The sequence below is a fragment of the Kitasatospora sp. NPDC008115 genome (assembly GCF_042957205.1).
In the GTDB taxonomy this organism is placed as follows: Bacteria; Actinomycetota; Actinomycetes; order Streptomycetales; family Streptomycetaceae; genus Kitasatospora.
The window spans coordinates 216,262-229,118 of record NZ_JBIBHU010000007.1 but is presented as its reverse complement, the minus strand read 5'-3'; the positions used below and the strand labels follow the sequence as shown (position 1 = coordinate 229,118).

Sequence of the window (12,857 nt, the reverse complement as noted above, 5' to 3'; positions counted from 1 at the left end):
GAAACAGGGCGGAAATCCCCGCTCGCGACACTCTACGCGCGTAACAAACGCTGGTGCTAGAGCCGCTCCGGCCCGAACGCGTCGGGCAGGACGTCACTCATCGGCCGCACGCCGGACGGCAGCTCGATCAGCAGGTCCGGCCCGCCGTGCTCGTACAGCAGCTGACGGCAGCGGCCGCACGGCATCAGCAGCGCCCCGGCCCCGTCCACACAGGTGAACGCGGTCAGCCGGCCGCCGCCGCCGGCGTGCAGCGCGGAGACCAGGCCGCACTCGGCACACAGGCCGAGCCCGTACGAGGCGTTCTCCACGTTGCAGCCGGTGACCACCCGGCCGTCGTCCACCAGGGCGGCGGCGCCGACCGGGAACCTGCTGTAGGGCGCGTACGCGTGGCTCATCGCCTCGCGCGCCGCCGCCCGCAGCGCGGCCCAGTCCACCGCCTCGGCGGCGGGCGTCACTTGCCCTCTCCCTTGCGGTAGATCTGGCCGTCGGCCTTCGGCGGCCGCAGTCGCTGCGAGGCCAGCGAGAGCACCACCAGGGTGATCACGTACGGCGTGGCGACGATCAGCGGACGCTGCACCTCCTCGGTGGTGAAGTACCAGACGAACAGGCCGCCGGAGACCACCGCGGTGATCAGCGCCGAGGTGTACTTGCGGCGGTACAGGTGCCAGGCCGCCAGCAGCACCATCGCGATGGCGACCACCAGGATCAGCACGTGGACCGACTCCGGGTCGCGCAGCTGGAGGCTGTCGGTGAAGCCGAACAGGCCGGCGCCGACGGCGAGGCCGCCCGGCATCCAGTTGCCGAAGATCATCGCGGCGAGGCCGATGAAGCCGCGGCCCAGGGTCTGGCCGTCCTTGTAGAAGTGCGCGGCGACCAGCGAGAGGTACGCGCCGCCGAGGCCCGCGAAGGCGCCCGAGGCGATGACCGCCAGGTACTTGTACTTGTAGACGTTGACGCCCAGCGACTCGGCGGCGGTCGGGTTCTCACCGCAGGAGCGCAGCCGCAGGCCGAAGACGGTCCGCCAGAGGGCGAAGTAGCTGGCGACGATCAGCGCGCCGGCCAGGACCACGACCACCGACAGGTTGGTGACCAGGCCGCCCAGCACGCCGGCGACGTCGGAGACCAGGAACCAGTGGTGGGCCTCGATGTCCTTCAGGCCGGAGGACAGGCCGGGGACGGTGATGTACGGCAGCGGATCGGCCGGCGGCGACTGGTTCGCACCGGCGCCGAAGGCGATGTAGTCCTTGTAGTAGATCCGGTTGACGTACGCGCAGATGCCGGGGATCAGCAGGTTGATGCCGACGCCGGAGACGATGTGGTCGACGCCGAAGGTCACCGTGATGACGGCGTGCAGCAGGCCGCCGAGCGCACCGCCGAGCATGCCGGCCACCAGGCCGAACCAGGGGTTGACCAGGTAGCCGCCCCAGGCGCCGGCGAAGGTGCCGGCGACCATCATGCCTTCGAGGCCGATGTTGACGACGCCGGCCCGCTCGGACCAGAGGCCGCCGAGACCGGCCATGCCGATCGGGACCGCCGCGCCGAGCGCCGCGGTGATCTGGCCGGAGGAGGTCAGCGCGTGGTTGTCGGTGATCATGCCGACGGCCGAGAAGAGGACGAGGGCGCCCGCGATCAGCAGCAGCACCACCGGCCAGGACAGCTTGCGCTTCTTGGCGGGCGCGCCGCCGGGCGTCTTGGCGCGAACAGCGGTTGCGGTACTCATGCCGACACCTCCTTCTTCTGGGCGGCCGCGGCGGCAGCCTGTGCGGCGAGCTCGGCGCCGACCTTCTGCTGCTGGCGCTTCAGGCCGTAGCGGCGGACCAGCTCGTAGGCGACGACGACGCAGATGACGATGGTGCCCTTCATGACGTCGACGATCTCGAACGGGAACTCACCGTTCTGCGGCAGCGGCAGCTGGGAGCCGGTGGCGTCGAGGAAGGCGAAGAGCAGGGCGGCGAACACCATGCCGATCGGGCTGTTGCGCCCGAGCAGGGCGACCGAGATGCCCAGGAAGCCGAGGCCCGCCTGGAAGCTCTGGCCGAAGTAGTAGGAGTTCTGCATCAGCTCCGGCAGGCCGATCAGGCCGGCCAGCGCGCCGGAGACCACCATCGAGGTGACGACCATGCGCTTGACGTTGACGCCCGAGGCGGTGGCCGCGGTCTCCGAGCGGCCGGTGGCGCGCAGGTCGAAGCCGAAGCGGGTGCGGTTCAGGGTGAACTGGAAGGCCACGCCGACCACGACCGCGATGACGACGAAGCCCCAGAGCGGGCCGCCGTCGGTGTTGATCGAGAAGAACCGGCTGGACTCCGAGATCGGGGTGGTCTGGATCGCGTTGCTGGTGGTGCCCTTCTCCGGCGCGAAGATGCCGGGGACGAGCAGCAGGCCGACCACCGCGGTGGCGATCGAGTTCAGCATGATGGTCGAGATGACCTCGCTGACGCCGCGGTAGACCTTCAGCAGGCCGGCGACGGCCGCCCACATGCCGCCGACCAGCATCGCGGTCACCAGCAGCAGCGGGACCTGGATGACCGCCGGGAGGTCGACCTGGCTGCCGACGAAGGCGGCGAACAGCGCGGCGAGCTTGTACTGGCCCTCGACGCCGATGTTGAAGAGGTTCATGCGGAAGCCGAAGGCGGCGGCCGCGGCGGCGAGGTAGTACGTGGTGGACCGGTTGATGATGGCCACCTGGCCGTCCGACTTGGTGCCGTACGTGATCATCACGTTCCAGGCGTCGAACGGGTTCTTGCCGGAGGTCGCCAGCAGCAGCGAGCAGATGACGACGGACAGCACGACGGCGAGCACCGGCGCCGCGAGGGCGAGCACGATCTTCTCGCCGCTGAACCGCTGCGCCAGGCCGCCCTTGGCGGGGGCCGCGGCGGGAGCGGGCTTGGGACTGGTCATGTGGGCTACTCCCCCGCCTGCTGGTCGTCGGCGGTGTCGGTGGGGGCGTCGGACGGCGCGGCCTCGGTGCCCTCGGCCGCGAGGGCCTGCGCCTCGGCGAGCGCCTCCGGCTCGGACTCGATGTGGCCGCTGGCGGCGCCGGTCATCGCGGTGCCGAGGTCCTCGGCGGTCACGGTCCCCGGGTCGGCGTCGGCGACCAGCCGGCCGCGGTAGATCACCCGGATGGTGTCGGAGAGGCCGATCAGCTCGTCGAGGTCGGCGGAGATCAGCAGCACGGCGAGGCCGGCCCGCTGGGCGACCCGGATGTGCTCCCAGATCTGTGCCTGGGCGCCGACGTCCACGCCGCGGGTGGGGTGGGCGGCGATCAGCAGCTTGGGCTCGTGGCTCATCTCGCGGCCGATGATCAGCTTCTGCTGGTTGCCGCCGGAGAGGGAGGCCGCGGTGACCTCGATGCCGGGGGTGCGGACGTCGTACTCCTCGACGATCCGCTGGGTGTCCTTGCGGGCGGCGGCCGGGTCGAGCAGCACGCCCCTGGAGTTGGGGCGCTCGCTGACGTGGCCGAGGATCCGGTTCTCCCAGAGCGGGGCCTCCAGCAGCAGGCCGTGCCGGTGGCGGTCCTCGGGGATGTAGCCGATGCCGGCCTCGCGGCGGGCCCGGGTGAGGGTGCCGGAGAGGTCCTTGCCGTCCAGGGTGACGGAGCCGGCGTCCAGCGGGAGCATGCCCATGATGGCCTCGACCAGTTCGGCCTGGCCGTTGCCCTCGACACCGGCGATGCCGAGGATCTCGCCCTTGTGGATGCGCAGCGAGATGTCGTCCAGGACGACGCGCTCGATGCCCTCGGCGTCGGTCTTGGCGATCCGCAGGCCGTCGACGCGCAGCATCTCGTCGGTGGTGACGGTCGACTCGCGGCTCTCCGGGGAGGGCAGCTCGGCGCCGACCATCAGCTCGGCGAGCTGGCGGGCGGTCACGCCCTTCGGGTCGGCGTCGCCGACGGTGGTGCCGCGGCGGATGACGCTGATCGCGTCGGCCACCGAGAGCACCTCGTGCAGCTTGTGCGAGATGAAGATGACGGTGACGCCCTCGGACTTCAGCTCCCGCAGGTTGTCGAACAGCGCGTCGACCTCCTGCGGGACGAGTACGGCCGTGGGCTCGTCGAGGATGAGGATCTTGGCCCCGCGGTAGAGCACCTTGAGGATCTCGACGCGCTGGCGGTCGGCCACCCCGAGGTCCTCGACCAGGGCGTCCGGGCGCACGCCCAGGCCGTACTGGTCGGAGATCTCCTTGATCTTCTCCCTGGCCTTGGCCCCGATCCCGTACAGGTGCTCGCCGCCGAGGACGACGTTCTCCAGGACGGTCAGGTTGTCGGCGAGCATGAAGTGCTGGTGCACCATGCCGATGCCGCGCGCGATGGCGTCGCCCGGGGTGTTGAACTCGCACTGCTCGCCGTTGATCGCGATGGTGCCCTCGTCCGGCTTCTGCATGCCGTAGAGGATCTTCATCAGCGTCGACTTGCCGGCGCCGTTCTCGCCCATCAGGGCGTGCACGGTGCCGGTGCGGACGGTGAGGTTGATGTCGTGGTTGGCCACGACGCCGGGGAAGCGCTTGGTGATTCCGCGCAGTTCGACGGCCGGTGTCGCCGTCCCCGCGCTGGGGTTACCGCCCGTATTCGGGGCGGGGTCGGATGCGGTGATGGCGGTCTCCTGGTGGTCTGGAGGCGCGTCGTTGCGCTGGAGGGCCAAAAGCGGGAAAAGGTTCGGGGACGGGTCGGGGCCCGGGGGTACGCACTGAGCGCACCCTTCCGGGCCCCTCCCTATGTTGCGTCCATCATGGCGCTGCCGGGCAGGCGGCAGCGGCAGCGACGTCCGGTCGAGCCCTGGAGCCTTACAGCTTCGACGGGTCGGTCGGGACGGTGGTCTGGCCGCTCTTGATGGCGGCGGCGGCCTCGTCGAGCTTGCCCTTGATGTCGTCGATCTTGCCGCCGGTGGTGGCGAGCGAGACACCGTCGGCCTTGAGGTCGAAGTTCTTCACACCGGTGAAGGGCTGGCCCTTCTTGATGGACTCGACGTACGCGAAGACGGCGTTGTCGACGTTCTTGACCATCGAGGTCATGATGCTGTTCTTGTACTTCGCCAGGGCGGGCTGGGCGGCCTGGTCGGAGTCGACGCCGATGGCCAGGGCGCCGGCGTTGGCGACGGCCTCGATGGCACCGTTGCCGGAGGAGCCGGCGGCGGTGTAGATGACGTCGGCCTTCTTGTCGAGCTGGCCCTGCGCGGCCTCCTTGCCCTTGTCGGGCGCGGCGAAGCCGGAGAAGTCCGGCGGGGTGGTCAGGTAGGTGACCTCGACCGGGATGTTCGGGTCGACGGACTTGACGCCCGCGCGGTAGCCGGCCTCGAACTTCTTGATCAGCTCGGACTGCACACCGCCGATGAAGCCGACGTGCTTGTTCTTGGACTTGAGGGCGGCGGCCACACCGGCCAGGTACGAGCCCTCCTGCTCCGAGAAGGTCAGCGAGGTGACGTTGGCCGGCTGGGTGTCGGAGGCCGAGTCGATGATCGCGAACTTGGTGTTCGGGTTGTCCTTGGCGACCTTCTCGACGGCGGCCTGGTAGACGAAGCCGACGGCGATGATCGGGTTGTAGCCCGCGGTGACCAGGTTCTTGAGGCGGGTCTCCTTGTCGGCCTCCGCCTCACCGGTCTTGGCGTCGGCCTCGGTGACCGCGACACCCAGCTCGCTCTTGGCCTTGTCCAGGCCGCGGGCCGCGGAGTCGTTGAAGGACTGGTCGCCACGGCCGCCGATGTCGTAGGCCATGCCGACCTTCATGCCACCGTCGGACGAGCCGGAGGAGGCGGTGGTGTCGTTGCTCTTTGCGCCGCAAGCGGCGAGCGAGGCGATGCCCAGGGAACCCGAGAGCACAACCGCAGCGAGCTTAGTAGAACGGCGCAAGGGAGTATCTCCTTCTCACACGCACCCGTTTAGCGTGGTCGGACGCCACCGTAACGCGCGTAGAACACGGTTGTGTTACGGGCCGCCGGAGCATTCGGGTTGTTATCAAACCGTGGTCTCACGGCCGCTCCGACGCTCCTTTCCCGTTCGCCAACGGTGCTGAAAACTGGCGCAGCCCAGTGTACGGAACCCCGAATAAACGGGGCATTCACGGCGAAACCGGACACCTTTGAGGAGTGTCCGGTTCCCGTGGCCACACACGGTGTGACGGTGTCAGAGCGTGCCGGGCTCCAGCGCCAGCGCGGTGAACAGCTCCACGCCGATCGCGATCGCCCGCTCGTCCACGTCGAAGCGGCCCTGGTGCAGATCGCGCACGGTGGTGTCGCCGGGGGCCCGCACGCCGAGCCGGGCCAGCGCGCCGGGGGCGTGCTCCAGGTACCAGGAGAAGTCCTCCCCGCCGAGCGACTGCTCGGTGTCCTCGACCACCTCGGCGCCGTCCTGCCCGAAGCGCGCGGTCATCGCGGCCTCCAGCAGCCCCACCGAGACCGCCTCGTTGACCACCGGCGGCACGCCCCGGTGGTAGTCGAGCGTCCACTTCGCGCGGTAGGTCTCGGCGAGCCGGGCGATCAGCTCGTGCAGCAGGTCCGGCGCCTCCCGCCAGCCGGCCAGCTCCAGGCAGCGGACGGTGCCCTCCAGCTCCGCGTGCTGCGGGATGACGTTGGGCGCGGAGCCGGCGGCGATCCGGCCCCAGACCAGCGAGACGCCCCAGCGCGGGTCCATCCGGCGGGCCAGCGCGGCCGGCAGCTCGGCGGCGGTGCGGGCGACCGCGGTGACCAGGTCGGTGGTCAGGTGCGGGCGGGCCGTGTGGCCGCCGGGGCCGTCCAGGTGGAGCACCAGGCGGTCGCAGGCCGAGGTGATCGCCCCGACCCGCAGGCCGACCCGGCCCACCTCGACCTTGGGGTCGCAGTGCACGGCGAAGATCCGGCCGACGCCCTCCATCCCGCCGGCCGCGATCACGTCCAGCGCGCCGCCGGGCATGACCTCCTCGGCGGGCTGGAAGACCATCCGGACCGGGCGGCGCAGCTCACCGGTGCGGGCCGACTCGGCGAGCACCAGCGCGGTGCCGAGCACCACCGAGGTGTGCACGTCGTGGCCGCAGGCGTGGGCCCGGCCGGGGACGCTCGAACGGTAGGGGACGTCGGTCTTGGCGTCGTCGATCGGCAGGGCGTCGATGTCGGCGCGGAAGGCGAGGAACTCCGCGCCGGGCGGGGCGGACTCGGGAACGATGTCGACGAGCATTCCGGTGCCGCCCGGGAGGACCCGGGGGGCGAGGCCGGCGGCGGCCAGGCGGTCGCGCAGCAGGCCGGTGGTTCGGAACTCCTGGCGGCCCAGCTCCGGGTGCCGGTGCAGGTCCCGCCGGAAGGCGATCAGCTCGGGCTCCAGCTCCCGTACCCGGTCGCGGAGACCGGCGGCGGGGCGGGCAGCGGTGAGGGTGACGGCCGACTGGGCGGACTCACGACGGTTCATCTCAACAAGGGTAGGCCTGTTGGGGGGATTTGGCCCGACTTCCCGCAAAGAAGTCCCCGGATGGGCGCATACCGGCCGCGCTGGTGGGTATGACATCTTGTTTCAGCCGCCTTCCCCGTGGTGCCTGCCCTGTGCAACGACCACCGACGATCAACGTCACGGCGCGCTCCACCGGCCGGTTGACGGTGGTGCGGACGGCCCCGTGCGCGTTCCGGACGCGCCGACAATGGCTCAAAAGCGTTCAACCGGGACGTGCCGGCCCCAGACCTCGCGCAGCGCGTCGCAGACCTCGCCGACCGTGGCCCGCGCGGCCAGCGCCTCGCGCATCGGGTACAGCACGTTGTCCCCGCCCCCGGCGGCCCGGCGCAGCGCGTCCAGCCCCCGGACCACCGCGGCGCCGTCCCGCTCCGCCCGCAGCCGGGCCAGCCGGCCGGCCTGCCGGGCCTCGACCGCCGGGTCCACCCGCAGCGGCCGGTACGGCTCCTCGGCCGCCGACTCCCCGGGCTCCAGCCGGAACCGGTTGACCCCGACCACCGTGCGCGCGCCCGATTCGGTCTCCCGCTGGATCCGGTAGGCGCTGCGCTCGATCTCCGCCTTCTGGTACCCGGCCTCGATCGCGGCCACCGCCCCGCCCAGCTCCTCGACCCTCGCCATCAGGCCGAGCGCGGCGGCCTCCACCTCGTCGGTCAGCGCCTCCACCGCGTACGAGCCGGCGAACGGGTCGACGGTGGCGGTCACATCGGTCTCGTGGGCCAGCACCTGCTGGGTGCGCAGGGCGAGCCGGGCGGCCTTCTCGGTGGGCAGCGCCAGCGCCTCGTCGAAGGAGTTGGTGTGCAGCGACTGGGTGCCGCCGAGCACCGCGGCGAGCGCCTGCACCGCGACCCGGACCAGGTTCACCTCGGGCTGCTGGGCGGTGAGCTGGACGCCGGCGGTCTGGGTGTGGAAGCGCAGCCGCTGGGAGCGCGGGTCGCGGGCGCCGAACTCCTCGCGCATCACCCGGGCCCAGATCCGGCGGGCGGCGCGGAACTTGGCGACCTCCTCCAGCAGGGTGCTGCGGGCGACGAAGAAGAAGGAGAGCCGGGGCGCGAAGTCGTCCACCGCGAGCCCGGCGGCCAGCGCGGCGCGTACGTAGGCGATGCCGTCGGCCAGGGTGAAGGCGATCTCCTGCGCGGGCGTGGCCCCGGCCTCGGCCATGTGGTAGCCGGAGATCGAGATGGTGTTCCAGCGCGGGATCTCGGCGCGGCAGTACCGGAAGAGGTCGGCGACCAGCCGCAGCGAGGGCTGCGGCGGGAAGATGTATGTGCCGCGGGCGATGTACTCCTTCAGCACGTCGTTCTGCACCGTGCCGGTGAGCCGGGCCGGCGGGACGCCCTGGGCCTCGCCGACCAGTTGGTAGAGCAGCAGCAGGACGGCGGCCGGGGCGTTGATGGTCATCGAGGTGGAGACCTCGCCGAGCGGGATGCCGGCGAACAGCTCGGCCATGTCCTCCACGCTGTCGACCGCCACCCCGACCCGGCCGACCTCGCCGGCGGCGAGCGGGGCGTCCGAGTCGTAGCCCATCTGGGTGGGCAGGTCGAAGGCGACCGAGAGGCCGGTGGAGCCGCCGGCGATCAGCCGCCGGTAGCGGGCGTTGGACTCGGCGGCGGTGCCGAAGCCGGCGTACTGGCGCACGGTCCACGGCCGGCCGGTGTACATGGTCGGGTGGATCCCCCGGGTGAACGGGTACTCCCCGGGGCGGCCGAGCCGCTCGGCCCGGTCCCGGCCGGCCAGGGACTCGGGGCCGTACACCGGTTCGAACGGGAAGCCGGACTCGGTGCGGCGCGGTCCGGCGGGCGGGTCGGCGGTCACGAGGTCCTCCGCGGGGGTCGGCGGGCGGGTCCACTCCCTTCGCAATGTAGCGCCGGAGGCCTTGAGATGATCGGCTGAACCGACCGGGATATCTCAGGAGTGGCTATGACCGAGCAGAAGGTGGCCGTCGTCACCGGTGCGAGCAGCGGGATCGGCGCGGCGACCGCCCGCCGGCTCGCGGCCGAGGGCTTCGAGGTGGTGCTGACCGCCCGCCGGACCGAGCGGATCGAGGAGCTGGCCGAGGAGACCGGCGGGCGGGCGTACACCCTGGACGTCACCGACCGGGCCGCCGTGGACGCCTTCGCGGCGCGGGTCGGCCGGGTGGACGTGCTGGTGAACAACGCCGGCGGGGCGATCGGCGCGGAGAGCGTCGAGACCGGCGACCCGGCCGACTGGCTGGCCATGTACCAGGTCAACGTGCTCGGCGTGCTGCACATGACCCAGGCGCTGCTGCCGGCCCTGCGGGCGAGCGGCGACGGCACCGTCCTGGTGCTCTCCTCGACGGCCGCGCTGGCCGCGTACGAGGGCGGCGGCGGCTACGTGGCGGCCAAGCACGCGGCGCACACCATCGCCGCGACGCTCCGGCTGGAGCTGTGCGGGGAGCCGATCCGGGTGATCGAGATCGCCCCGGGCATGGTGAAGTCCGAGGGCTTCGCGGTGACCCGGTTCCGCGGCGACGAGGAGAAGGCCGCCGCCGTCTACGCGGGCGTCGCCGAGCCGCTCACCTCCGAGGACATCGCCGACACCGTCGCCTGGGCGGTCACCCGGCCGTCGCACGTCAACATCGACCTCCTGGTGGTCCGCCCCCGCGCCCAGGCCGCCAACCACAAGGTGCACCGCGAGCAGCACTCCTGACGCTCCGTAGCGGCGGGAACGGGGAGGGCGCTGACACCGAGGCGTCAACGTCACAACTTGATAGCTCGTTCGGATGAAATCCGCGCGCGCCCTCCCCAACTGATGAGCGCTCAACTACCTTTGAGCCACAGCCGGACGGGCATTGGACGCCATTCCGCAGCCTCATACTTCACCTGGCTTCACCGCCGCGTCATCCACCGCTCCACCGCCCCCATCACCGGCACCTTCCCGCCCTCACGAGGAGGACCCGCTGGCCAGCGACATCCCGTCACCGCGGCTCGACCCCCGGGACGAACCGACCCTCCTCGGGTTGCACCGATTCAACGAGGCCGACGCCGGAGCCGCGGAAGAGGCCCTGCTGGCCTGCTGCGGCAGTCACCGGTGGGCCCTGCGGCTCACCGCGCACCGGCCCTACCCCGACATAGAGTCCCTGCTCGCCGCCGCCAGCGAGGCCTCGTACGACCTGCGTCCGGCCGACCTGGCCGAGGCGCTGGCGGACGAGAGCTGGATGCCGCAGCCGCTCCTCGGCATGCGCGCACCCGGCAGCCAGGCGGCGCACACCGCGCTTCGGGCGGCACACGCCGCGTACGAGGCCCGGTTCGGCCACGTCTTCGTGGTCTGCCTGGAGGGCATCGACGCCGAGGAGATGCTCGACGCCGTCCTCGGTTCCATCCGCACCCGTCTCGCCAACGACCCCGACGAGGAGCGCCTGGTCGCCGCCGACGAGCTGCGCCGGATCGCCCTCACCCGCCTGGAGCACCTGGTCGCCACCCATTCGGGGGCCGCGGCCCGCTGACACCGGGGCGCTCAGCCCCGCTGGGCCGCGCGCAGCCCGGCCACCTGTCGCCGGACGACCCGCTCGTCCGGCGCGGGGGCCGGCTCGGCGCCGACGCCCACCGTGCTGAACACCACCAGCGCCGGACCGACCCTGGCGAGGACGGCGCGCTGCGCGAGCACCACCCCGCCCGATTCATTCGTCAGGGTGAAACCCGTCACCTCGTCGGCTCCCTCGGGCGTGGGCGTTTCGTTCCGGCTCAGCCGGTGCGTGGTGCGGGTCACGCCCCGGCCCTTCTCCGCCGGGGGCGGCGGCGCCGTCGAGGCGAACTCCGCGCACGGGACGAACAGCCCCTCCAGCTCGTCCAGCAGCCGGGCCGCCCGGTCTCCCCGGTAGCCGAGCAGCCCGCCGTAGAGGCTGCCCGCCGGGTCGGCGGCCAGGGCCACGCTCAGATCCGTCTCCGCGTACGGCACCGCCGGGACCGGCCCCTCGGAGGCCGGGCCGTCCGCCCGGCCGGCGGCGGAGGCCGGGGCCACCGCGTCCAGCAGCGGCTGGCAGGCCGGCTTGTCGGCGGCCTCCCGGCCGCCGTCCGGGCCGGTCCCGCCACGCCCGGGCGTGATCACCGTCACGGTGAAGCCGGGGCCGAGGTCGGCGTCGGTCACCGCGGCGGCCCGCAGCTCGGCGGCGGACAGCTCGCGGGACGGGACCCCGGCGGGCGCCCGGTCGGCGGAGCCGCCCGCGGGGGCGGCGCAGCCGGCGGCGAGCAGCAGGGCGGCGGACAGCAGCAGGATTCGGGGAGGGCGCGGAGCGGGGTGCGGCACGGGGGCCTCGGCGGGGTGTCGGGGCGGACGGGGCCGCCCACGGTAGCGCGACTTTGCGCGACGGATTCGTCACCTTGTGTCGCAAATCGCTCTCCGGTTCCCGCCCAACTAGGCCAGAAGTGCCTGTTTGATCACACCTCGGGCCCCCGGAGGCGGTTCCCGACAGCGCGTCGATAGGATGCTCGCGGCCGGTGGACCGTACCCGGCCGGGCTGACCGACACCGAAGCCGGCCGAGCCCCCAATCGCTTCCGGAGGGTTTTTCCGTGCCGGCTGGAACGCTGTACCGCGGCCGGGAAGGCATGTGGAGCTGGGTGGCTCATCGAGTCACCGGCGTCCTCATCTTCTTCTTCCTGTTCGCCCATGTCCTGGACACCGCCCTGGTGCGGGTGTCGCCCGAGGCGTACGACACCGTCATCCAGACGTACAAGACGCCGCTCGTGAACCTGATGGAGTACGGCCTGGTGGCCGCCATCCTGTTCCACGCCCTGAACGGCCTGCGCGTCGTCGCCGTCGACTTCTGGTCGAAGGGCCCGAAGTACCAGAAGCAGATGCTCTGGTCCGTGGTCGGAGTCTGGGTCGTCCTCATGGCCGGCGCCTTCTACCCGATCCTGCAGCACACGCTGACCTCCTGGTTCGGGAAGTGATCTGAGACATGTCCACGGAAATCTCCGACGCTGTGGTGGTCCCCTCCGCGCAGGCGCACACCGGCAAGGGCCTCGGCACGGGCAACCCCGCCGACGCCTTCGTGATCGAGCCGGCCCGCCAGCGGACCAAGAAGACCCCGCGCCGCACCCGCACCAACTTCGAGATGCTGGCGTGGCTGTTCATGCGCCTGTCCGGCATCGTCCTGGTGGTGCTGATCCTCGGCCACCTGCTGATCATGCTGGTGCTCGACGGCGGCGTCTCCAAGATCGGCTTCGCCTTCGTGGCCGGCCGCTGGGCCTCGCCGTTCTGGCAGGTCTGGGACCTCACCATGCTCTGGCTCGCCATGCTGCACGGCGCCAACGGCATGCGCCAGGTCATCAACGACTACGCCGAGAAGGACTCCACCCGGCTCTGGCTGAAGGGCCTCATGGGTACCGCCACGGTCTTCACCGTGCTGCTGGGCACCCTGGTGATCTTCACCTTCGACCCCAACATCTGAGCCGGCAGCACCTAATCGGTCATCGGCAGAGGCCAGAGGCGAGTT

12 protein-coding genes are annotated in these 12,857 nt (G+C 71.7%); 4 read left to right on the top strand and 8 right to left on the bottom strand.

The features are described 5' to 3' along the window. Positions 1-56 precede the first annotated feature (56 nt). The 7 genes from ACFZBX_RS12225 to ACFZBX_RS12195 form a co-directional block, all read right to left on the bottom strand. The gene (locus ACFZBX_RS12225) at positions 57-455 is read right to left on the bottom strand and encodes a cytidine deaminase (RefSeq protein WP_391533327.1); all 399 of its coding nucleotides are present in this window, start codon (positions 453-455) and stop codon (positions 57-59) included. Continuing rightward, complete coding sequence (locus ACFZBX_RS12220; protein WP_391533325.1) at positions 452-1,720, bottom strand: ABC transporter permease; 1,269 nt, start codon at positions 1,718-1,720, stop codon at positions 452-454. Before ACFZBX_RS12220 ends, ACFZBX_RS12225 begins: the two co-directional genes overlap by 4 nt. Further along, positions 1,717-2,898, bottom strand: coding sequence for an ABC transporter permease (locus tag ACFZBX_RS12215; RefSeq protein ID WP_391533323.1), 1,182 nt, complete (start codon positions 2,896-2,898; stop codon positions 1,717-1,719). Before ACFZBX_RS12215 ends, ACFZBX_RS12220 begins: the two co-directional genes overlap by 4 nt. Before the next feature lie 5 nt (positions 2,899-2,903). Then, a complete protein-coding gene (locus tag ACFZBX_RS12210) occupies positions 2,904-4,430 on the bottom strand; it encodes an ABC transporter ATP-binding protein (protein WP_391533396.1) in 1,527 nt (508 codons plus the stop codon). 349 nt (positions 4,431-4,779) lie between these two features. Next, positions 4,780-5,841, bottom strand: coding sequence for a BMP family protein (locus ACFZBX_RS12205; RefSeq protein ID WP_391533321.1), 1,062 nt, complete (start codon positions 5,839-5,841; stop codon positions 4,780-4,782). 273 nt (positions 5,842-6,114) lie between these two features. Next, positions 6,115-7,368 carry an amidohydrolase gene (locus tag ACFZBX_RS12200; RefSeq protein WP_391533319.1) on the bottom strand — a complete coding sequence of 418 codons (1,254 nt, stop codon included), beginning with the start codon at positions 7,366-7,368 and terminating at the stop codon, positions 6,115-6,117. 231 nt (positions 7,369-7,599) lie between these two features. Further along, the gene (locus ACFZBX_RS12195) at positions 7,600-9,216 is read right to left on the bottom strand and encodes a methylmalonyl-CoA mutase (protein WP_391533317.1); all 1,617 of its coding nucleotides are present in this window, start codon (positions 9,214-9,216) and stop codon (positions 7,600-7,602) included. A gap of 105 nt (positions 9,217-9,321) precedes the next feature. On the opposite strand from ACFZBX_RS12195, the gene ACFZBX_RS12190 reads away from it, so the two are divergent. Next, positions 9,322-10,071, top strand: coding sequence for an SDR family oxidoreductase (locus ACFZBX_RS12190; RefSeq protein WP_391533315.1), 750 nt, complete (start codon positions 9,322-9,324; stop codon positions 10,069-10,071). Between the two features lie 310 nt (positions 10,072-10,381). Next, a complete protein-coding gene (locus ACFZBX_RS12185; protein ID WP_391533314.1) occupies positions 10,382-10,867 on the top strand; it encodes a 2-oxo-4-hydroxy-4-carboxy-5-ureidoimidazoline decarboxylase in 486 nt (161 codons plus the stop codon). An 11-nt stretch (positions 10,868-10,878) separates the two neighbouring features. Here ACFZBX_RS12185 and ACFZBX_RS12180 read toward each other — a convergent pair whose 3' ends face one another. Further along, positions 10,879-11,667 (bottom strand): hypothetical protein, encoded by a 789-nt coding sequence (locus ACFZBX_RS12180; protein WP_391533313.1) that lies wholly within the window; start codon positions 11,665-11,667, stop codon positions 10,879-10,881. Between the two features lie 264 nt (positions 11,668-11,931). Here ACFZBX_RS12180 and sdhC point away from each other — a divergent pair, with 264 nt between their 5' ends. Together sdhC and ACFZBX_RS12170 are read left to right on the top strand one after the other, a co-directional pair. Next, positions 11,932-12,312: a succinate dehydrogenase, cytochrome b556 subunit gene (sdhC, locus tag ACFZBX_RS12175; RefSeq protein WP_093861779.1), complete on the top strand. Its 381-nt coding sequence runs from the start codon at positions 11,932-11,934 to the stop codon at positions 12,310-12,312. Positions 12,313-12,320: 8 nt separating this feature from the next. Then, positions 12,321-12,812: a succinate dehydrogenase hydrophobic membrane anchor subunit gene (locus ACFZBX_RS12170; RefSeq protein ID WP_030300556.1), complete on the top strand. Its 492-nt coding sequence runs from the start codon at positions 12,321-12,323 to the stop codon at positions 12,810-12,812. The last annotated feature ends 45 nt before the right edge of the window (positions 12,813-12,857 follow it).